This is a genomic window from Paenibacillus sp. FSL H8-0175 (assembly GCF_045040615.1).
GTDB classification, from domain to species: Bacteria; Bacillota; Bacilli; order Paenibacillales; family Paenibacillaceae; genus Paenibacillus_AQ; species Paenibacillus_AQ odorifer.
Genome location: NZ_CP150299.1, coordinates 5,916,050 through 5,936,518 on the forward strand (window position 1 = coordinate 5,916,050; position 20,469 = coordinate 5,936,518).

The window sequence follows — 20,469 nt, forward strand, 5'->3', positions numbered from 1 at the left end:
TCATGCAAAAAAACCTTCAAGCCACTTCTTACGTGGTATTGAAGGTTTTTTATATTTTAAGGACATATTATTAAGAGTTCCTCGCTACGATCTCAAACAGTGCATTCTGAAACAATTGTGTGCTTTTTTCCCAAGTGAAATGCTGTGAATCCTGCTCCCCCTTACGAGCCAGCCGCTGGCGTAAATCCGGGTCTTTAATTAAGGTTATGATATCATCCGCGAGCCGATTCTCAAACCGGTAGGACATTAAGCAGTTATGGCCATGCCTGCCATATTCCATATTTCCACCGGAGTAAACAGTAACGAGCGCTGCTCCACAACGCATAGCCTCGATGCCTGGTAGCGATCCCGTATCATACGTACTTGAGCTTACAAAAATATCGCTCTCACTATAATGGTAACAAAGCTCAGTATCATTTGCAGGAGTCCTTATATGATATCGTTCGTCCGCTAATAAAGTTTGCAGGGTAGTCGACTCAGCAAATTCACCAGGAGGAATGATCAAATAAAGTTCAACTTCTGGATGAAGTCTTCTGACCCGATTTAACTGTTCAAGCAAATAGTCTTGTTCACGATGGCCTGAGAATCCACCCTCTGGCTTTCGCATAACCGCGGAAACTACAAGCTTATTTTCAGGTTCACGAATGTTCAAATTTCTAAAAACAGGATTCACACCAATGGGCACGATTGTCCCCTTAATCCCATGATTCATCTGGACGATTTCTTGCTGCCAACGGGATAGTACAAGCAGATTGCTGGTTAAACTATAGGATGCAAAAGAACGGCTATTGTCAGGTAAAAAAGTGGGCTCGTAGCAAAGCGCTAAACGAATATGAATCCCTTTTCCCTCATTACTTGCCTGCTGCGATACCTCGACTGTGGTATAAAAGTTGGAGACAATCACGTCCCCCACTGGAAAATCGCTGGCCGACAAATCACCATCTGCCGCATAACGCAATTCACAATTTATCTCGTATTCAACGACACCATCGCTGGGCAAGAGGATCGTAATTTCATGACCGATCTCTGACAGACGATTAGCCAGTTCTGCCAGCATCCGTTGTGCTCCGCCCCTAGATAGAGTTAGAACAGGAAATATTAATTTCATTCCCCTCTCTCCTTTAGCAGCAGATGCGATAGAACCCCATGATGGTTTGCTTGTACCTGTTCTATCTCTCTTTTCTGCGCCTCACTATAAATCACTGAGCCCATCTCTTGATGCACTCGATAATCAAGCTGCGGATACTCAATATAAGACCAGCTAAAATGCGGTAAAATACGCAGCCATAAATCATAGTCTTGAGTATATAACAACATTTCATCGAACGTTCCTACAGCACGAAATATATCCATATGAAGAAGAACTGTACTCCCATTCACCGGACAACCCAACATCATAGTCTCAATAAAATGGGCTCTGCTGCTAAAAAGCATACTTACCGTATCTGAGATCCGTTCTCCCTGCTCATTTATATAATAATAAGCTGTATAGTTAAACAAAGTACCCGTACTTTTGAGCTTTTCTATTTGGTTTTTGATTTTATCCGGGTGAAATTGATCATCTGCACTGAGCCAGGCAAAATACGTTCCGGTAGCCACTTCTATCCCTTTGTTCAAAGCAGAAGCCGTCCCTCCATTACTCTTTTGTATATAAATGATTCTGTCACGAAAGGGGGCCAACTTCTCCAGCCATAGGGTAGAACCGTCATCGACTACAATAAGTTCTATATTCGGATAGCTTTGATCCAAGACACTTTGGATGGCGAGATCCACATACGAACAGTTATAAAATGGGATGATCACCGATACTTTAGGTTCTTCACTCATACGCACTCACCTCCTTCACCCGGAGCTCAACTTTTATACTGTTTTACAAGCAAGCAGGGCATCTACTGGTGCATGGCTCTCCCCGAATGCTTCACGAAACGATGGGTTTTGGGCATGATGGAAACCTTTAAGTACCGTTACCTCATACCCAAGTGCAATAAAATCCTCCGGCTCCCACCCGCTCCGATGCTTTTGATAATGCTCTCCCTGCAAATGATAATGATCCATACCCTCCTGTGGAAAAAAGCCCCGAGGGGTAAATACAACTACTCGGTTATTGGCGATTCTTTCGGCCATCCCTAGCAGAGTCTTCGCTTCATTTTTATTAAAGTGCTCTATTGAATCAATAAAGGTAACCGCTGAAAATGTTTTGGGGAGGAATAATTTATCCATATGACTGGCATCTGCATGTACCGGAATAATATGAGGTGACTTATATTGACGATGCAGCAGGTACGGCCTGTGAATTTCTAATCCAAGCACTACTGCGGCTTCATATCGTTCAAGCAGGGTACCGGTGCCGCTGCCGATATCCAGAATACTCTGGCAGAATTTCAACTGTTCCAGTAAGACTGGCAGAAAGTCATTCACTTCAATTTCCCGGTACATTACCTTCAGCCCCCCATAGAAGAAATCAAGTGCTGCAGCGAATTCTTGTAGCGGGCATTGGTCGCAGCTGCCTCTGCCATAATTACATCAAAATATTTGATCGTTCCCATGCCCTCATGCGTCCGGTAAGCTGTGAGGGATTGATTCAACATCACCGGTGGATATCCGTTCAGAATGGCGCGGAACCATAAGTCATAATCATGGGTGTAAGGAAGTGATTCATCAAAAAGTCCGATGGCTCCAAACACCTCTCGTTTAAACATCACCGTACAGCCATTAATGGGATTACCGTGTAAAAAACAACGTAAGTAATCCAAGTGACTAGGAAACAATGGCGCAGCATTCAGCTGAACCAGCTGCGATTGAGCGTTAATATAATTAAAGTTGGTATAGGAGATTAACAAGTGGTTCTGCTCCATGAACAGAACCTGATTGTTGATCTTATCCCGATAAAATAAATCATCCGAGCTAAGCCAGACCACATAGTCCCCCGTTGCATTCAATATGCCGTGATTCAGTGCGGAGGCGGTTCCCCCATTGCCTTTGCCCAAATAATGAATTCGGGAAAGATACGGTGTAATTAGATTGCTATGGGCATGCGAGCCGTCATCGACAACAATGATTTCGTAAGGTTCCCAAGACTGGGAGAACGCACTTTGCAGGGCGTGCTCAATATAAGGACAATTATAAAAAGGAATCACTACCGAAACCTTCGGTCTCATAACAACCTCCCCTCCCCGCTAACTCGGTAATAATTCAAAATATCCATTAACGATTGCTTAAGCCCAATTTCCGGAAGCCAGCCCAGTGAAGTCACATCAGCCTCAGGGGTTGATGCTTCTGAATGAACCTTCTTATCCGCTGTGGCTGCGATCTCTGAAATAGCCCGTTCAGCATCTGCAGGTCCCCAGTCCATTGGCACTGGACCTACAGAATGACTGAGCAACTGCTCCGCGATCTCCCCGAGTTCCCGCTGCTTCCCCGAATCGATGCGATAGATGGTTCCATTTGTACCTTTACGCAAAATGTAATCATAAGCTCTAACGGCATCTCTTACATCTAAAAAATCACGCAGCGCATAACGAGAAGAGAGCTTAAATGGAGGTATTTCCTCTTCTGGCTGGCCTTCACTTCGGACAATGTGCTGTGCTAATAAAGAGCAGAAGCCGGTGGAAGGACCGGGACCAATCAGATTACAGGGCTCAGCCAGCATAACCGGCTGTTTAAATAAGGTGCCCCAAGCGAGGGACACCAGCTCTTCTATTGTTTTGCTAAGACTGTACGGGTGTGGTGGCCCAGCCACCACACCCGGTTTGAACTTAAGTCTGGAGCCAGCCACTAGAATCCGACTGCTCGGCAGGCTTCGCATAGCCTCCAGTAAATATAAGGTGGCCATCACATTGGTCTCCATATAAAGCAAGGGATTAAGCCATGACTCGGGTACGGAGTTCTTCCCAGCCAAATGAAGGACAGCGTCCGGTGTAGTTTGCTTGATCATCTCAGCTACTGCTTTCCGGTCACTTAAATCACAAATATATATCTTTACTCCTTCTGGAAAAAGAGTGGAGGCAGCTGTCGATTGCGGCCGCAATACAGCGATAACCTCAGCCCCTCCTGCCGAAAATAATCGAACGGCATGTTGCCCGGTAAATCCACCGGCTCCGGTAATCAGAAGTCTTTGACCTGTCATAAATACATCTCTGACTGTTTCATCCAGTCAGCCAGTTCCTGCAGCATTAAAGGATATGAAGGCAGCGGCAAGAGGACATCCGCTCTTGTATTCACTAGTGTACGATCCTGAATATGTTCATCCTCAGGGATGATCTCCACATTTTCTTTATGAAAAGCCACCTGAATATGCTGAAGCAGCTCATATTTACTTACCGGCTCTGGATGCGCTAAATGGATTAGCCCCGATACGGGGGAATCCAGCATTACATCCACTGCTTTGGCTAATTGGAGCGTTGTGACCCCGTTCCACATCACCCGCCGGTATCCTGAAACTTTACCACTCTGCGCCAGGAACCAATCCATCAGACCAATACCGCCTGAGCGGATTTCGGGACCAATAATGGAAGTGCGAATCGTAAGATGCCCGGGTTTTTGCACCTCACCGAGACTTTTCGAAATTGCATATACAGAGGTTCCATCAGGAGCATCCTCTTCGGTGTACCCTCCGCGTGTTCCTTCGAACACGCAGTCGGTACTGATATGAATGAGCCTTGCCTGAACATCCTCCGCCTTTCGCCACAAGTGATGAGGGAGAAAGCCATTCACGTGGTAAGCCCCAATTTTGTCACGCTCCGCGAATTGATTGAGAACCCCCATTGCATTGATAATGCAATGAGGGGAAACGATATCGACCAGCTTCTCAACTCCGGCTATATCGTTCGCATCTACATACAGCCCGCCAAGATCGCTCTTATCCCGGGTTGTATGGAAGACGTGATGCTTGCCCTGGCGGCGAAAATAATCCGCCAGCATATGCCCCGCCATACCGTTTCCACCTAGGATAAGCAGCTTCATTGCAGGAACCCTCCCCGGATCAAGATGCTTTTGATCTCTTCCCGATCCATCAGATTCGTCTCTGAACTGAAGCTATTGAAAGAGACATGAGGATAAGCGCTATAATGTGCCTTTAATTCCGGCATGTTCAGCGTAGGGAGAATTACTAGATACTGTTCATCGTAGACAACGGTAGTTAAGCTTTCGAAATCGCTCATCAGAATCTCGTGGATTTTCTCCCCCGGACGAATCCCGGTCTCAACAATACTCACATTGGACTCTCCGGAAGCCTCAATCAGCACCTCAGCAAGATCGATAATTCGGCAGGTAGGCATAGTCATGACGAAGATTTCTCCACCTAAGCTAACCTCAGAAGCTTTAAATAATAACGTAATAGCATCGCGTAGGGTAAAAAAGAAGCGGGTCATTTTCATATCCGTAATGCGTACCTGACCCTTATCTTTAATCTGCTTCATGAACAAATGCACTACGCTGCCGTTCGTTCCGAGCACATTACCTCCGCGTACAGTAACGAACCGGGTGTTTGAGCCAATCAGATTGGCATATACGAACAATTTTTCCCCGATCGCTTTGGTCATTCCATAGAAGTTGGATGGGTTCGCAGCCTTATCGGTAGAGATGTAAATTGCTTTCTCAACGCCATTTACAATGGCAGCTTCGATCACATTTTGAGTTCCCACTACATTGGTTTTGAGTGCTTCATAAGGCTGATCTTCACAGACTGGAACATGTTTGAGCGCCGCCAGATGAAAGATATAATCAACGCCACGGCAGGCTGCAATCAGCGCATCCTTGTCACGGATATCGCCAATGATAAAGCTGAGACGTTGATCTTCAAACTCCCGGCTCATCGCCACTTGAGCGGATTCACTGCGGGAGAATACGATGATTTCCTTAGGATTTTGTGGCAGAAGTTGCCTAATCAGCTCATGCCCCCAGGAACCAGTTCCGCCTGTGACCACAATCCTTTTATTATTGAACATGCAGGTTCCCTCCAAGCAAGAATTTAACTACCTTGACCGAAACATCCGGAGTCATGTATCCTTCCGGTGCCTCCCAATCCCGATTGAGCGCCGTCATCAGCTTGACGCTGCGCAGAATACTTTTCTGATCTACACCTGAGACTACATTACTGCCACAATCCACTGTTTCTGGACGTTCCGTCGTTCTGCGAATCGTAACTGTTGGCACTTTCATCAAGCAGCATTCCTCCTGTACAGTCCCGCTGTCGGTGATGGCACATAAGGCGTGCTGTTCCAAATAGACAAAATCAAAAAATCCGAAAGGTTCATGAAATTCAACTAGTGGGTTCATTGGAAGGGAAAATTGCTCGGTAAGTTTGGAGCGAGTGCGAGGATGAATGCTGCATATTAAACGAATTCCAAAATGCTCAGCCACTGCGTTAAGACCCGACATAATTTGTACAAGGGACTCTGGATCATCTACATTCTCAGCACGGTGGGCCGTGACTAGGAAATACTGTCCTGCGGTAAGCTTCAGCTGCTCCAGAATGTCGCTAGTCTGGATTTTGTGCTCAAAGTGGGTCATGACCTCATGGATCGGATTTCCTGTTAACACGATACGCCTGCTGGGGAAACCTTCGCTGATTAGATGTCTTTTGCTCTGCTGCGTATAAGGCATATTAATGGTCGAAACGGCGTCGATGACACGGCGGTTTTTCTCTTCTGGTACTTGGAGGTCATAGCAGCGGTTGCCCGCTTCCATATGCACCACCGGAATTCCCATACGTTCAGCCAAAATCGCGCATAACGCGCTGTTCGTATCGCCCAGAAGCAAAACACGATCTGGCTGTTCTTTTAGTAAAATACTTTCTAACCCTCCGAACATGGCGGCAAGCTGGCCGCCTAGTCCTGCTTGTTTATCCTGCAGCACATAATCCGGTGCCCGCAGACCCAGCTCAGCAAAGAAAATGCCGCTGAGACTGGCGGTGAAGTTCTGGCCTGTATGCACCAGGATGTGCCGCTCAGCATGTTCGTCGAGAAGCGGAATGATTACACTGAGGCGAATGATTTCAGGCCTCGTGCCTAAAATCGTCATGATCTTCATGAGTTCACTCCCCTGCCTGTTTAATTATGGTCTGACTTGGCTCAGTCAGCGGACTGTGCTCTGGTTGCTGGATTGAGATCATTGAGCGGGAAATGTACCGTTCATTTGGCTCAAGTTGCTGGATTGAGATCAATAAGCGGGAATTATACCGCTCATTGGGCTCCGGTTGCTGGAATGAGCTCATTTAGCGGGATTTATACCGCTCATTGGGCTCTGGTTGCTGGATTGAGATCAATAAGCGGGAATTATACCGCTCATTTGGCTCTGGTTGCTGGATTGAGATCAATAAGCGGGAATTATACCGCTCATTGGGCTCATCTAGCTAAATTCGCTGCATTCAAGGGCATAACTGCCTCTCTTTGCGCTCAGCTTGCCGAATTCGACGCATTCTAGGGCATTTATGCCTCTCTTTGCGTTCAGATTACCGAATTCGACGCATTCTAGGGCAGATTTGCCCCTCTTTGCACTCGGCTAGCTGAATTCGACGAAATCTAGGGCATATATGCCTCTCTTTGCGCTCAGCTAGCTGAATTCGACGAAATCTAGGGCATATATGCCTCTCTTTGCGCTCAGCTTGCCGAATTCGACGCATTCGAGGGCAAATATGCCTCTCTTTGTGCTCAGCTTGCCGCTTCGCTGCAATCGAGGCATTTACGCCGCGCGCCGCCGTCCACCGCGGCGGGCCCGGCGGCGCTTGCCCCCGGCGGTGCTGCGCCGCCGGGCAGAACCTTTACGCCGCTTGCGAGCAACGCGGCGCAAAACCAACGGGCGCCCGCTTCGCCGGCGCGCCCGGGCTTTGCCGCGCCGCTTGCGGGCGACGCGGCTCGGCAGGCCCTTGCTTCGCGGCGGCAAAGCCGGCGACGCTGCGGGTAAATCAGGCTGGACAGCAGGTGGTTCCACCACCACCACGCTGTCAGCCTCGCGCACCGCAGGTGCGCTGCAATAGCGGAGGTTCCACATCTCCGCAAGACCCTGCAGGCGGCTCCGATAAGCCGCCGGACCATAGACGGCGTCGACGCGCTCCCGCGCTTGACTGCCTAGAGTCAACGCTAATCCCGGCTGCGCCAGCATGACGTTGACTCTTTCTGCCAGCGCGGAAATGTCCGATGCTGGCACGAGATTTTCGCCGCAGCCCGCTGCGTGCAGAATTTCCCGCAAGCCCCCAGAGTCGTAAGCGATCACGGGCTTTCCAAAAGCCATTCCTTCCAAAGCAGTCATACCGAAGCCTTCGCGGATCAGACTAGGAACCACTAGCACATCCATGGCGCAATAGGCAGATGGAAGACATTCAGCATAACCAACAAATTTAAACCGGGTATACAGTCCCTCAAGCTTTACCTTGCGGACACAACGCTCATAATAGCTTTTATCGCCAGCTGACCCAATGACAACAAATTTCGAGCTTGGATGAACCGCGTGCACAAGCACAGCCATTTTCACAAAATGTTCTAGACCTTTTTCTTTGTTGATAAAAGAAGAAATATAACCGATCAGCTGTTCATGCGGTTTAACCCGCAATTCCCGCCGCCGTTCGCTCCGAAGCTTGCTCCAAGCCTCAATCATCATCTCTTTATCATTCCAAGAGGGAGGCAGCTGGATCACTTTTTCCGCTCTCACGTCCTCTGGAAAGCAAGCTGCAGCTGTTTGTGAAATAGCTAGTATCTCATCACTATTCCGAAGAATCAGCCCTACACTAATAGGTGTATATTCATTGTCTGTTATCGTCTCTGATATTTTCCATATCACCGGAATGCCCAGTGACTTTGCAGCCATTGCTGGCAGAGCATGCACACAGGTACTTGTAATAACAAACGCCGGGCGCAGGGAATTCAGCCAGTCTGTTAATTCGTGATACTCCCTGCTTTCCTGGAATTTCTGAGCATCTGCCTCCAACCCTGCATAAGGAGTGTACATTCCATATAAAAGAGGAATCGAAAGCAACTGTACACTTATTCCACAGCTTCGAGCCTGAGAAGTCAGCTTGCCGTCCTGAGGCGCAACGAGAATACAATTAAAGTACGGAGAAAGCTCCTGAGCGAAAAACAACAATAGCTTCTCCGCTCCCGTAATACTGCGTGTATTGGATACATGTGAAAAGAGGACGATTGTAGCTTTGTCAGCCATGGCGTTTCGGCGCTCCCTAACGAGGGGCCTGGAGCAGCCATTCACCTCCTTAAAAAATTTACAAACTTTGCGCTAAGTTCTATCCTTCGCAGTAAAACTCTCTTTGAAAATGGTCGCTCCTGTGACTCGCAACATCGCTTCCGCTTCGCTCTAGAATCTCGTCAGTCAATTTCAATTCGCTCCCGAGCTTCGCCCCTTCACTTCCACTCTGCTCTCGAATCTAGCCAGTAGCTTCCGCTCCGCTATACAAGCCCGCTCCAGACGTTGCTTCTTTTCATCAGGCCACAGGCATAAGCTGAGGTTCGGTTCTACAGTATATCGGGGAAAAACAGATGCCGGCACGACACCTGTCCCCTGGTAAGCGCACATTTCCGTTCCATTTCCGGGCATATGACCTAGCCATAAATTACTGTTAACAGCTGGTGTATACGTTTGGTGTAGGTGTGATCCTTAAGCGTCCGTTCAAAAGCGCGCAGGGCAATCGCACGGCGTTCTTCCTCATGAGTCAGGTAATAACGGATTTTATCCATCATTTCTTGAGGGCTTGCAAAAGTCTCAATTTCTTCACCAGGTTTGTAGAAAGATCCCATATCATCTCTGGCATCCACTAATTGCAGCGTACCCGTAGCCGCGATTTCAAAAGTACGCGGATTAGGAGATACCGCCGGAATCGAAAGCGTATTGTTGTTCACTACTTCATCAATGTGCGAGCGGTGGAGGTTAATGACGATTTTGGATCCGCTGTAAGCTACCGCTGTTTCCTGTGGTGACATCCACTTACCAATCTCAATTCGATCTCCATAAAGTGCCGCCTCAGGCAGACGGTCCCACCAGATGCCGTTAATCACCGTGTTATAGTTCATCAAATCCGGAAGAATCTCACGGAAGAAATTAACCCGGTTCCAATAGGCAGAGCCAATAAAACTAACTTCGCGATTCAATGGTGAACGTGTTGTAGTTGGACGGTAATGCTCGCGGTGAGCGGCAAAAGGAAGATAATGAACTTCAGGGCAGCCAAGTCCCTTATAAAAATCAATACAATTACGCTCAAGCGTGAACACAAAATCGTAATGCGCCACAATTTTAACTGTAAAATCAGTGTAATAAGGATCATCTGTAAGCCAAATGGCTGTCTTAATTCCGCTAGCCCGAAGAACGGAGATCTGCTCAAGCGGTAAATCCATACCATCCAGCACAAGTACCAGATCCGGTCTTTGAGCGGCGGCTAACTCCACTAAGTTTTGACGCACATCTGTTATCGTGACTTGTGTGGTTAATTTTTGCAGCGCGTAGAGGACTGCATCGTCTAATGGAGAGTAGGGATATCCTTTACCAGAAGCCACATACATTACATGAATATTCCGTACAGGAAATACTTCTTCTGGCCGACCATCTAAAATCGCAAGCCGTCCCCGTAAATATCCCTCATCATATCCGCCCTTAAAACCACTCAGACGACCACGAAGCTTTTCTTCCTCTGGAGGTGTCAGTGGTAGCGGTGGTGCAGGCATAATAAATTCATTGTTGTTTATCATCATCCTCGCTCCTTTATCCCGTTATAGATTTCATACACTTGAAGCAATCACATTCAGCAAATGAGGCAAACGCGCAGTGAATGTATGGTTCCGCATGGTTGTCTGTAGTCCCCGTAAAGCGTAAATTCGGCGCTCTTTTTCATGCTTCAGATAGTACTCAATCTTCTCCTGCAATTCCTTAGCAGAGCCAAAAGTATCCAAGTCATAACCTGGCCGATAATAATTGCCCAGATCCTCACGAACATCCGTAAGCTGCATAGTACCGCAGGCACTGATCTCATAAGTACGTGGGTTGATAGAGCGTGATGGTAAACGGAAGCTATTCCGGTTATCCTGCCCCTCCTCCCACGGACGGTGAATATTAATGACTAGCTTTGCACCACTGTAATAGTTCGCAGTTTCCTCAGGTGGGATAAAGCCATTGCTAATAAAAGGGGCAAGCTGGTCATAAGTCGCAAGCCGTTCCCAGAAGCCGCCAGCGATCAGCACCTTCTTATCCTTTAAATAGGGGGCAAGTTCATCAAACAGCGCTGTCCGATTATGAAATGCATTGCCAATAAACACAATGTCGTACTTATACTGCGGTGCCGTACGGCGCGGATAGAACATCTTTGGATTGACGCAAAGCGGTAAATAATGAACGGATGGAACTCCAAAGGATTGATAAAACTCCACACAACCGAGCTCATGCGTAAAGACGTGATCATAATGCCGGCAAATCACTGAAGTATCCTCTGTAAAATAAGGATCATCCACAAACCAGATCGCAGTCCGAATGCCCAGCTTTCTGATTTCTGTAATCTGTTCTAAATGATTTTCCGGAAAAACATGCAGTCCATTCATAACCAGCACTGCCCCGGGCATCTCCCGAGCTGCGGTCTCCAGCATAGTTTCTGGAGTGCTTATCACAAGCTCACTTACAAGCTGCTGAAGCGCCTCAATTACCCCAGTATCGATTGCATGGAACCCTTGAGGAACATACATTAGCTTAAATGGCCGACAGGCTTCGACCTCTACAGTACTCCGACGCTGCACAGCCTCACACATGCCAAGACGATATCCTTCGTGATAACCGTCGCGATAATCTCGCGGACGCTTGTGTTTTCTCCTTTTCGCTTTCACGGCCTTCACCCTGCCCCGTTGTATTCTCAAGACAGTATAACTATATGCGGAGTCAGCACTCGCCTCATGGACATCTGTCATTACTAGAACTAAATTGGCAGATGTACCCTGTCTTTTGCCCGGCTTGCCCGAACCCCACCAGATTTCATCCACTCGCTGGATGCTGTTATACTATAAAGGTCTAGCTAGAGGCACTAAACTTGTCATCTCTGTCCAATCTGTCCGAAGATGATTACTTTTTGAAATTCACAAGGGGGGAACTATGAATAACACCACGTTGTATTTGCGACACGCGGAGCTGCTGCGTGATCTGGTGCCATCCTTTCAAACCTATCCATTTCATCTGCCTGCTGTTCGAACGCTGGATCGCCTGACTTTTCAAAAACCAGTGACCTTTCTTGTTGGAGAGAACGGCACAGGCAAATCAACCTTGTTAGAGGGAATTGCTGCTGCTTGGGGCTTTAACCCTGAGGGTGGAACGCTAAACTTTTCTTTTAACACTCGTTCCTCGCATTCGAATCTTTATGAGTATTTTAGAATTGCTAGAGGGGTTAGACGGCCGAAGGACGGCTTTTTTCTGCGTGCGGAGAGTTACTATAATGTGGCTTCTTATATTGATGAGTTGGATGAACAACCCGGTGGCCCACCGATCAAAGACTCCTACGGAGGTAAATCTCTGCATGAGCAGTCCCACGGAGAGTCTTTTTTAGCTACATTCGTTCACCGTTTCGGCGGCCGCGGCCTTTATATCCTCGACGAGCCTGAAGCAGCGCTTTCCCCCTTACGTCAAATGTCTCTGCTGGTGCGTATGCATGAGCTGGTCGGACAGGATTCACAGTTCATTATCGCAACTCATTCCCCCATTCTGATGTCCTATCCCGGTGCTGAAATTTTTCTCTTGGAGGGGGAGGGAATACGGTCCGTCGCCTTGGAGGAAACCGAACATTATACCGTGACCAAAGCGTTTATGAACGATCGTCAAGGGATGTTGCGTGAGTTATTTGAAGATGAATAAGCATACACGACTTCGACGTCCCTTTAAGGACGGTAAGCGTTTAAGCGAGAAATATAAGGATAATTTACAACATGGAACATATAAATTCTTATATTATAGGCTATGTTAAATTCTAATGTTGATATTTGACCATAAGAAAACCGCCTTCGTTGAAAAGGCGGTTTATTGCTATCGTGTCCCGTTAGCGCAACGACTTACTCTGTTGAATTTCGTGTTCCTCAACATAAAGCGGCATCAGAGAAGGCGGATCGTACCTTATCGCGGCCTTTAAACGACAAAATGGTGCCGATAGCCATAGCCCCATAGCCGCAACGAAATAATAAGCCTAATCCGACAGTGCCCGCATGATGTTGGATTTCGCCTCTGCCGCAATTGCTTCATTCCCGTCATCGACCGCTTGCATTAAGATCAGTATGGGGATGTATACCGCGATTAGCCGCGCCAGTAGCTTCGTTTCCTCGTCCGCTCCTCCGTACGTTTCGAAAAACACGCCGCGAGCGTAAGGTGGTAAAAAGCTATAAGCAACGCTCAAATCGCAAGCCGGATGGCCTACGCTCAGATCGCCCCAATCAATGATGCCGGAAACGATCCCGTTCTCATTCACAAGCATATTTTTGAAATGAAGATCGCCATGTAGCAGTGCATTCACCGCCTCGACACGGTCCTTTTTCAGCCTGCTAATATACGCTTCGATCACACCGGACTCCTCCGGCGACAAGTGTTCAACCACCTTCGATAGAAAGCCCTCCAATTTCACTTTGCGCGATGCTATGTCCGTCAAGTTTCGATGATCTTGCTGAACTCCGCACTCCAGCGCCGCCTGCACCGGAAACTCATGCAATCTCCGCAAAAATTTCGCCAGCGTCTCTGCCGATAAAGCCCGGCGTTCTTCCGTCAAGCCGATTGGGAAATCTCCTAGCACGTAGTCATAGCCAAGAAATGGTGCCGGGTATTCGTCACTTGCTTCGCCATAAAACAACGGTTTCGGATAGGGGATGGTTATATATGTCTCCAGCTTTGGCAGCAGCTTCCCTTCCATACGAATCGAGCCAACTGCAATCGTTCTTCTTGGAAACCGGAACACGTACTCGTCACCGATGAGAAAAACCGTATTGTCCCAGCCCCAGCCCAATCGCTTCACTTGCTTCGATGACAGCTGAGGGAATTGTCTGCCGATCAGCGTCCGCGCCTGCTCTTCGTTAACCTCCCACTCCGCATCCCATACATTCGTTCCTCCCATGAATTGTCTGCCTCCTCGTTCCTTACGTTATTTAGATGTTTACATTCCCTAAAAGTGAAGCGATCCATCCATTTCTTCCAGCGGCTGTGGTAGCTGTTTACGTTTTGGATATGGTACACGCCTTTCACACGTTGTTTTCCGTCGGTCTTGAATCGGTAATGAGTCATGCCTTTTGAATTCGCATAGGAGCTAAATGCCCTCCATGAATCAGTGCATAACACGTTTGAGTCAGATAGATGACCACCAATCGCTTCGTCTAATTTTGTAATCCGAATACGTCCACGCCCAAGTACGCCAGAGTAAGTCATTTTCTGACGGTCACGGGCAACCAGCACGCACACTTGATCGTGGCTTATACCACGATATTTCGCTTTGCCGCCACGTTTACGTGGCTTGCGTTCGGTAATATTCCGCTTGCCCTTTTCCGAGTAAAGAAAGTAGGTCTCGTCCATTTCAACAATATCTTGAAATGCTTCGGTTGGAATCTGCTTCAGAGCGGAAAGAATCTTATGCCGCCAGTAAAACAAGGTGACATGCGTGACTTCATCGTTTAACTGCTCTGCACATTTTCTCAGAGAAAAGCCCTCAATCATGCATTCGATAAAACGAACCCACATATGAGGTCGCCTCATTCGTTGCAGAGGGGTGTTCGTAAGGTCATTGAATGTTTGGCGACAGGACTTACAACGGTAACGTTGACGTTTAACCTCTCCAGTGCGTGTTCTTACAGCCTACTTTCCAAATCTAACAACAGAATGGTTTTTGCAATGCGGGCAAACAAGTCCATCTTTATGCTTCTGCTCTTGAATTTCATCAATCGCTCGAACTGGAAGTGCCACTCCCTTGGTTCGGGACTGCAAAAAGTAGATAAGTTCTCGCTTACCATTATCGTCCAACGTATCAGCAAGCTTTTTCAGTTCCTTTAAATCCATGGGCAAATCATCTCCGAACAGTTATATTGCCCTTATTATAGAACGCTTGTTCGTAATTATCAAACATCAACAACAAAGTTTAACATAGTCATATTTATAAAAAAACAGCAGGTCTCCAAATCGAAAACTTGCTGTTTGCTTTGTGTTATTTTGTGTTTGATAGATGCTTGAAATTAGCGTCTCGCAATCCCCGTCAGCTTGTGTACAATCCATCCAAACATGACTACAACCATCATATCGAAGCACACATTAAACAAGAATAAATGCTTACCGATGTCAGCCCTTCCGTCCCCAAGAATCGGAACCAAGAAGGAGAAAATCCCTATTAGCCCTAGCAGCATCAGCAGCTCGCCGGCAACTTTGCCACGAATATCTCTGCTGCGGAAATACTGGAACAAAGCTCCCGCAAAATACACCAGATAGAATATGGAGAGAAATCCGAGCGTGTGCGGAATATGTTTGTTTTTGAATTGGCTCCATGCACTGTAAGTATAGGATAATGCACCTGCTGGTTTATTCTCGCTTTTCTCGTAGTTTCCTAGATAATACGGGCGAATCGCCATGCTGTTACTCGCAGCATATTTCATATTATCTATCAACCGGTCCGGATGCTTCAGATAGAAGAACAATACATCTTTATGAGATACACGGTCATAGAAGTCCGGAACCAGCGAAGGATCATCCTGCTTAATCACTGTATCGGTCTGAAAATAATTTGTACCCGCCAGTACCTCCAGCCGCTCCGGCAATCCGAGATCCTGCAAGTCTCCCTTCACATCCGGCGATTCGTTTAAAATCCCAAAAAACACCGTTTGATACAGATTAATATGCTTCAGATCTTTTGGCGCTGCCACATACAAAACGATGGATACAAGAAAGATGGCAATCGAAAAACGTAAAGCCAGCTTCCTCCATTTGCCCTCTCCGTCAAGCATCATAAACCGCAAGAAAATCAGAGCAAAGGCAATCCCAATCGGTGCATTCTGGATTTTGGAGGTGACCAGAAACAGAATTGCGATAAAAAACAAAGTTAATCCTTTAGTGGTTGGCTTCTCTTGGCTGGTTAATCTTAATCCTAATGCAAATGTCAGCAGCATAAACACCATCGACACTGGTTCTCCAAACAAGGAGTTGAAATAGGCCACATACCCGATATCGTAAAACACAAATAAGATAGCTGCTCCCAACAGCAGCCCTGTAACATAAGAGCCACGAGCATTATACTTCACCAGCAGCCAAGTTGCCGCCAGTAAAAGAAGCCCATAAACTGCACCCAGCAAACGAACATCAAAAAAGCTGCCATGGATGAGCCCGCCGATCAATCTCGGCACAAGTACTATTAAAATCTGTGAGGAAGGATAAAAACCTCTAAATAAATTTTCATAAGCAAAACTGGAATGACTAAAATTGAAAAACTGGTCGGCATACGATGCTCCAGTGTCATAGTAGTTCAGACCGATGGTATTCATCATACGCAGAAAATCTCCGTTATCGGCAACACCAATAAATGGCCCTACGAATAGCAAATAAATAATGATACCGCAGCCGGCAAGGCCTACGAGATACTCCGGTTTCCAGAACTTTTTCATGATTCCCCCTATCTCTGTGGTAACAGCTTCACATATTCGTCGGACAAATTCATTAGCTTCAAAATATACTCATAATCAGTCTGATATTTTGTGAAATCCGATACTGGCTTAAGCGTATCCAGCGACACAGCTTTACCATCAGCAAAATCTTTACCAGGCACATAGAGAATATCATCATTAAAGAAAGAACCAGAAGGCAAATAATACCGCATTCCTAACACATTACGATCAATGTTCAAGAGATCATGACCAAATGCTGTATAACCTTCTTCTTTTAAAGAAACCCCCAATAGGTTAGCTATCGTAGGAAGAATATCCAACTGTCCACCTGTTCTCTCTACTACCTTCCCTTGCACCATTCCTGGTACATGTACAATCAATGGAATATTAAAGCGACTGATCCGGGAATCGTATGGAATCCCCAACGCACTTTCTACTTGCTCCGGTGGCACATCCTGCGGCTGCAAGCCAAAATGATCGCCATACATCACCAGCACAGTGTTATCCCACATTCCATTTTTCTTCAAACCCTCTATTAAAGTTCCAATGGCATAATCAGTATAGTTAATAGCAGTCAAATAATCGCCAAGCATCGTGTTTTTTAACTCATCAGGCACTGAAATCTTCTTAAAAGAGTCCGGAATTTGGAAGGGATGATGGCTGGACGCCGTCACCATTTGTGCGTAGAAAGGAGTTCCTTTCTTCTGCAGCTCTGCCAATTTCTCGACACCCGTAATATAAAGCTGTTCATCGGAAGCACCAAACGCATTAAAATGATCATTGGTAAAATAATCTTTATCATAATAGCCGTTAAATCCAAGTGCAGGATATAGCTCATTCCGATTCCAAAAACCCACTTGATTCACGTGAAAGGTGTACGCCTCATATCCTTTATCTCTCAGCAGACGTGGTAGGCTCGGCAGTTCCCTGTCCCCGAATCCAGTGGACATTGCCAAGGTCCCGATTGGATAAATCGACGTGTTGCTCATAAATTCAGCGTCAGAAGTATTGCCCGGACCAATCTGCTGGTAGACATGGGGGAAGTAAAATCCCTCATCTGCCAACTTGTTCAACACTGGAGTCAGCTCTTGACCCTTCAGGGATTGATGCAGCGGGAAGTTTTGGAAAGCTTCCATTTGGATGACAATTACATTTTTGCCCTTTTGCGAGCCAAAATAATCAGGTGCTGTGCCCGCGGCCTTACTACTATAAGGATAGGAAGCTTGTAGCTCATCAATCTTCGCGATGGTATCCTTAATATCTCCGGTTCCAATGAGATTGTTATCTTCCTTGACCTTAATTGCGGCAACGACCTCATAATTCAGGAATCCGGCACTTTCTGCCTGCACAAGCTCATTTGTAATTCCCCGCGCAGAATTGACAGAATTGGCCGATAAAGCAAAACCTCCAAGAATAGCCACCAGAATCACCATCATATGTGCCAATCGTGTGTTCCGGGAGCTGAATCGCTCACGCCCACGCGGATAGGCTTTTCCATGCTTCCATCTGCGGATCAAGACATAGATTGCCATGATCACAAAATCAGCGAAAAATAAATAATCAATAGTCTGTATCGTTGATTCTACGCTTGCCTTCACTTGAAACACCTGATTCAGTTCATATAAAGCCAGATACGTAGGAACAGAACCAAAGTGATTGAAATATACACTGGCTGCGAACAGCAGCAGCGATAATATCCCGTTAAATGTCCAATAGACGGCTGTTCTCACCCGCGAAGGAGTAATGACCGCCAGTATCCCCATGATGAAGAGGACTGGAGCAACATCTGCTGCAATCCATTCCCAAGCAATTCTATCAAAGAACAGCACTCTCAGCAGGAGCAGCTTCAACCATAGCAGCAGGACAACAATATAGAACTGAGCTCGATTCGGCCCGTGCTTTTTCACGTTTTAATCCCCTCTTACCTTTTCATTTGTTCTGATTATGAACTCTATTCATCTTTTCTGTAAAATATCAGATTGTTCTAGTATAACAATACTTACTTTTTTTATCAAAAATGTGCACCGTTCGCTCCCACTACAAATAGGGAAATCCCACGCCTTTTCGGCTGTGGAACCTCCCTATTTAAGCCTATTATGTTATGCCTTTCAATCTAAAACTGGCTTGCTGGCAAATCCTCTTTTACCTTCCAGATCGTTAAATCACTATCATAATATACAGTGATCTCAGGACTGCCAAGCTTATGAAAGGTGAGATTCCCGGGCTCCTGATCTCTTTTAAGCAAGCTATATTCGCCCACATCAGCAACGCTAAATATCTTAGTCAGCAGAGGTGCTGCCTTCTCACGTAGGCGATCCCCATCAATTAGAGACAGCTCCCGGTCTAATACCGTTAGTTGTTTGGGATCTGTTTTATCACTAGCACGAGGATTTGTATCACTAATCTGCTCAATCCTTCTAGTAACAGTATCGAACGTAACCGAAATCTTTGATCCGTATTGCAGCGTAAGCGTATCCTGATCCTTGTCCATAGCCCGAAATACTAAACTAAGCTCTTCATCACCTCCGTTACCTCTCAACACCTTCAATGCCTCTTCCCCAGCTTGACGCATCTCTTCTGAAACCGTCGAGGCCTCAAGCGTGGCTGATGCGTAATCGAATTCACCATTTACAAATCCGATACGCCATTTCTCCGCCCTAAAGTTATTCTCAATTTTCACGCCAGAATGTTGTGTAACATCATATTCAACGTATCTGAGCACTTCATAAGCTGAATCATTCGCATAACCCAGTTTGCCCTTGATCTCTTCCGCACGGGTATTCATTTCAGCGTCGATCTCCGCAGCTGTCAGAATCCTACTCATCTTCGTTTGCACCAGTTCTCCTGTCTCATAATTGATCCAGATATATGCGGAGTCCTCACCTTTCTGGTAAGAGTAAAATATCTGCTGTTGCTCCTTAAGCCATTCCCGGTGATCTAGCGGATAAGTCTTTCCAAGTAAACTCTGCATCACCTGATCTGCGTTCCGCTGTAGCTCAGCCTCCGTGAAATGCGACGAAACCTCAGTTTGCGCAGGGTTGCTTGAATCATTACCGAGGAACCTTCCGTTCAGAAAGAATACACCTAAGCCCAACAATACAATAAAACCCGCCACAGCCAACAATTGCACAGGCAGTCTTTTTCCTGAGTAAGATTTCGCTCCCTGTTGATCTTCTTGAATTCGGCGAATGACGTTGTCTGCATGCCTCATAGTAAACTTTTCATTTCCAAAAGGTCCTTTTCGGGCCTGAGCATACCATTCCGGTTTATGATCCTCCATCATTCTACCCCCTTTAATTTGTTCTGAATTTTTTGCCGCGCTCGGTGCAATCTTGATTTTACCGTTCCGTGACTCAAGTTCATCAGTTCAGCTATTTCTTTTATAGAGAGCTCATATTTCAAATCCAGGACCAATATTTCGCGCAGCTTTGGAGACAATGCCATAATTAGATCCCATATCTCACCAATGGACTGATTACCCAAATACTCCATCTCCGCAGATCGGGCTACGCCAATAGGTTCGATAGTTTTTTCCCGCTGCTCCACATCAACCGTGGACAATGGCTGTACACCACCCCATAAGCCCGAACGAAAAAAGCGCGATTTCCGGTGCGAAAAAACAGTATTCCTGGCAATCGTAAGCAACCATGCTTTAAATGAAGAATTCCCCCGGTACGTTCCAATCCGGTAATAACATTTAATAAATACTTCTTGAGCCAGATCATCGGCTTGTTCAGAATTTTTGGTAAGATAATAGATATAATTCCATATATCCTCTCCGTAACGGCTCATGATTTCTCTTAGTTGCTGTTCATTCATCGTCTCGCTATGCTGAAGACCTTCCAGTTCCAATTAGCTTCACCTCACTTAATACGACCTCATA

General features: G+C 46.5%; 19 protein-coding genes and 1 pseudogene. 2 read left to right on the top strand and 18 right to left on the bottom strand.

Features of this window, described 5'->3' with window-relative positions; all coding sequences use genetic code 11:
• Positions 1-70 precede the first annotated feature (70 nt).
• The 8 genes from MHH46_RS26215 to wecB are packed head-to-tail and all read right to left on the bottom strand — an operon-like array spanning position 71 to position 7,029.
• The gene (locus MHH46_RS26215; protein WP_076141521.1) at positions 71-1,108 is read right to left on the bottom strand and encodes a glycosyltransferase family 4 protein; all 1,038 of its coding nucleotides are present in this window, start codon (positions 1,106-1,108) and stop codon (positions 71-73) included.
• Positions 1,105-1,827, bottom strand: coding sequence for a glycosyltransferase (locus MHH46_RS26220; protein ID WP_076141520.1), 723 nt, complete (start codon positions 1,825-1,827; stop codon positions 1,105-1,107). Before MHH46_RS26220 ends, MHH46_RS26215 begins: the two co-directional genes overlap by 4 nt.
• A gap of 33 nt (positions 1,828-1,860) precedes the next feature.
• Positions 1,861-2,436: a class I SAM-dependent methyltransferase gene (locus MHH46_RS26225; protein ID WP_076130427.1), complete on the bottom strand. Its 576-nt coding sequence runs from the start codon at positions 2,434-2,436 to the stop codon at positions 1,861-1,863.
• Positions 2,437-2,441: 5 nt separating this feature from the next.
• On the bottom strand, positions 2,442-3,158 hold the full coding sequence (locus tag MHH46_RS26230) for a glycosyltransferase (RefSeq protein ID WP_076130428.1): 717 nt from the start codon (positions 3,156-3,158) through the stop codon (positions 2,442-2,444).
• The gene (locus tag MHH46_RS26235; RefSeq protein ID WP_076195131.1) at positions 3,155-4,126 is read right to left on the bottom strand and encodes an NAD(P)-dependent oxidoreductase; all 972 of its coding nucleotides are present in this window, start codon (positions 4,124-4,126) and stop codon (positions 3,155-3,157) included. Before MHH46_RS26235 ends, MHH46_RS26230 begins: the two co-directional genes overlap by 4 nt.
• The gene (locus tag MHH46_RS26240; protein ID WP_076195129.1) at positions 4,123-4,962 is read right to left on the bottom strand and encodes an SDR family oxidoreductase; all 840 of its coding nucleotides are present in this window, start codon (positions 4,960-4,962) and stop codon (positions 4,123-4,125) included. The genes MHH46_RS26235 and MHH46_RS26240 overlap by 4 nt, the downstream gene beginning before the upstream one ends.
• The gene (locus tag MHH46_RS26245) at positions 4,959-5,945 is read right to left on the bottom strand and encodes a polysaccharide biosynthesis protein (protein WP_036679704.1); all 987 of its coding nucleotides are present in this window, start codon (positions 5,943-5,945) and stop codon (positions 4,959-4,961) included. Before MHH46_RS26245 ends, MHH46_RS26240 begins: the two co-directional genes overlap by 4 nt.
• Positions 5,935-7,029: a non-hydrolyzing UDP-N-acetylglucosamine 2-epimerase gene (wecB, locus tag MHH46_RS26250; RefSeq protein ID WP_076195127.1), complete on the bottom strand. Its 1,095-nt coding sequence runs from the start codon at positions 7,027-7,029 to the stop codon at positions 5,935-5,937. Before wecB ends, MHH46_RS26245 begins: the two co-directional genes overlap by 11 nt.
• An 81-nt stretch (positions 7,030-7,110) precedes the next feature.
• On the opposite strand from wecB, the gene MHH46_RS26255 reads away from it, so the two are divergent.
• Positions 7,111-7,422: a hypothetical protein gene (locus tag MHH46_RS26255; protein WP_143762796.1), complete on the top strand. Its 312-nt coding sequence runs from the start codon at positions 7,111-7,113 to the stop codon at positions 7,420-7,422.
• Positions 7,423-7,680: 258 nt separating this feature from the next.
• Here MHH46_RS26255 and MHH46_RS26260 read toward each other — a convergent pair whose 3' ends face one another.
• From MHH46_RS26260 to MHH46_RS26275, 4 genes are all read right to left on the bottom strand, one after another.
• Entirely contained in the window at positions 7,681-9,153 is a 1,473-nt protein-coding gene (locus tag MHH46_RS26260; RefSeq protein WP_076130433.1) for a glycosyltransferase family 4 protein, read from the bottom strand.
• 171 nt (positions 9,154-9,324) lie between these two features.
• Positions 9,325-9,495: a hypothetical protein gene (locus MHH46_RS26265; protein ID WP_179086339.1), complete on the bottom strand. Its 171-nt coding sequence runs from the start codon at positions 9,493-9,495 to the stop codon at positions 9,325-9,327.
• A 53-nt stretch (positions 9,496-9,548) separates the two neighbouring features.
• Entirely contained in the window at positions 9,549-10,664 is a 1,116-nt protein-coding gene (locus MHH46_RS26270) for a glycosyltransferase (protein WP_076134266.1), read from the bottom strand.
• Between the two features lie 54 nt (positions 10,665-10,718).
• Complete coding sequence (locus tag MHH46_RS26275) at positions 10,719-11,819, bottom strand: glycosyltransferase (protein WP_076098583.1); 1,101 nt, start codon at positions 11,817-11,819, stop codon at positions 10,719-10,721.
• 253 nt (positions 11,820-12,072) lie between these two features.
• Here MHH46_RS26275 and MHH46_RS26280 point away from each other — a divergent pair, with 253 nt between their 5' ends.
• Positions 12,073-12,825 (top strand): AAA family ATPase, encoded by a 753-nt coding sequence (locus MHH46_RS26280; RefSeq protein WP_076130435.1) that lies wholly within the window; start codon positions 12,073-12,075, stop codon positions 12,823-12,825.
• Positions 12,826-13,150: 325 nt separating this feature from the next.
• Here the strand turns inward: MHH46_RS26280 and MHH46_RS26285 are convergent, their stop codons facing one another.
• The 6 genes and pseudogenes from MHH46_RS26285 to MHH46_RS26310 form a co-directional block, all read right to left on the bottom strand.
• Positions 13,151-14,065 (bottom strand): phosphotransferase, encoded by a 915-nt coding sequence (locus tag MHH46_RS26285; RefSeq protein WP_076130436.1) that lies wholly within the window; start codon positions 14,063-14,065, stop codon positions 13,151-13,153.
• 26 nt (positions 14,066-14,091) lie between these two features.
• A pseudogene (locus tag MHH46_RS26290) lies at positions 14,092-14,997 on the bottom strand (IS1595 family transposase); the annotation flags it as partial.
• Positions 14,998-15,170: 173 nt separating this feature from the next.
• Positions 15,171-16,586, bottom strand: a complete 1,416-nt coding sequence (locus tag MHH46_RS26295; RefSeq protein WP_076130437.1) for a hypothetical protein — start codon at positions 16,584-16,586, stop codon at positions 15,171-15,173.
• A gap of 8 nt (positions 16,587-16,594) precedes the next feature.
• Positions 16,595-18,493, bottom strand: coding sequence for an LTA synthase family protein (locus MHH46_RS26300; RefSeq protein ID WP_076130438.1), 1,899 nt, complete (start codon positions 18,491-18,493; stop codon positions 16,595-16,597).
• Positions 18,494-18,699: 206 nt separating this feature from the next.
• Complete coding sequence (locus MHH46_RS26305; RefSeq protein WP_076195123.1) at positions 18,700-19,866, bottom strand: hypothetical protein; 1,167 nt, start codon at positions 19,864-19,866, stop codon at positions 18,700-18,702.
• Entirely contained in the window at positions 19,866-20,438 is a 573-nt protein-coding gene (locus MHH46_RS26310; protein ID WP_076141513.1) for an RNA polymerase sigma factor, read from the bottom strand. Before MHH46_RS26310 ends, MHH46_RS26305 begins: the two co-directional genes overlap by 1 nt.
• Between the last annotated feature and the right edge of the window lie 31 nt (positions 20,439-20,469).

Excerpts from the sequence above, each read along its gene's own strand:
- MHH46_RS26215 (WP_076141521.1), bottom strand. The coding sequence starts at position 1,108 with ATGAAATTAATATTTCCTGTTCTAACTCTATCTAGGGGCGGAGCACAA.
- MHH46_RS26220 (WP_076141520.1), bottom strand. The coding sequence starts at position 1,827 with ATGAGTGAAGAACCTAAAGTATCGGTGATCATCCCATTTTATAACTGT.
- MHH46_RS26225 (WP_076130427.1), bottom strand. The coding sequence starts at position 2,436 with ATGTACCGGGAAATTGAAGTGAATGACTTTCTGCCAGTCTTACTGGAA.
- MHH46_RS26230 (WP_076130428.1), bottom strand. The coding sequence starts at position 3,158 with ATGAGACCGAAGGTTTCGGTAGTGATTCCTTTTTATAATTGTCCTTAT.
- MHH46_RS26235 (WP_076195131.1), bottom strand. The coding sequence starts at position 4,126 with ATGACAGGTCAAAGACTTCTGATTACCGGAGCCGGTGGATTTACCGGG.
- MHH46_RS26240 (WP_076195129.1), bottom strand. The coding sequence starts at position 4,962 with ATGAAGCTGCTTATCCTAGGTGGAAACGGTATGGCGGGGCATATGCTG.
- MHH46_RS26245 (WP_036679704.1), bottom strand. The coding sequence starts at position 5,945 with ATGTTCAATAATAAAAGGATTGTGGTCACAGGCGGAACTGGTTCCTGG.
- wecB (WP_076195127.1), bottom strand. The coding sequence starts at position 7,029 with ATGAAGATCATGACGATTTTAGGCACGAGGCCTGAAATCATTCGCCTC.
- MHH46_RS26260 (WP_076130433.1), bottom strand. The coding sequence starts at position 9,153 with ATGGCTGACAAAGCTACAATCGTCCTCTTTTCACATGTATCCAATACA.
- MHH46_RS26270 (WP_076134266.1), bottom strand. The coding sequence starts at position 10,664 with ATGCCTGCACCACCGCTACCACTGACACCTCCAGAGGAAGAAAAGCTT.
- MHH46_RS26280 (WP_076130435.1), top strand. The coding sequence starts at position 12,073 with ATGAATAACACCACGTTGTATTTGCGACACGCGGAGCTGCTGCGTGAT.
- MHH46_RS26285 (WP_076130436.1), bottom strand. The coding sequence starts at position 14,065 with ATGGGAGGAACGAATGTATGGGATGCGGAGTGGGAGGTTAACGAAGAG.
- MHH46_RS26295 (WP_076130437.1), bottom strand. The coding sequence starts at position 16,586 with ATGAAAAAGTTCTGGAAACCGGAGTATCTCGTAGGCCTTGCCGGCTGC.
- MHH46_RS26305 (WP_076195123.1), bottom strand. The coding sequence starts at position 19,866 with ATGGAGGATCATAAACCGGAATGGTATGCTCAGGCCCGAAAAGGACCT.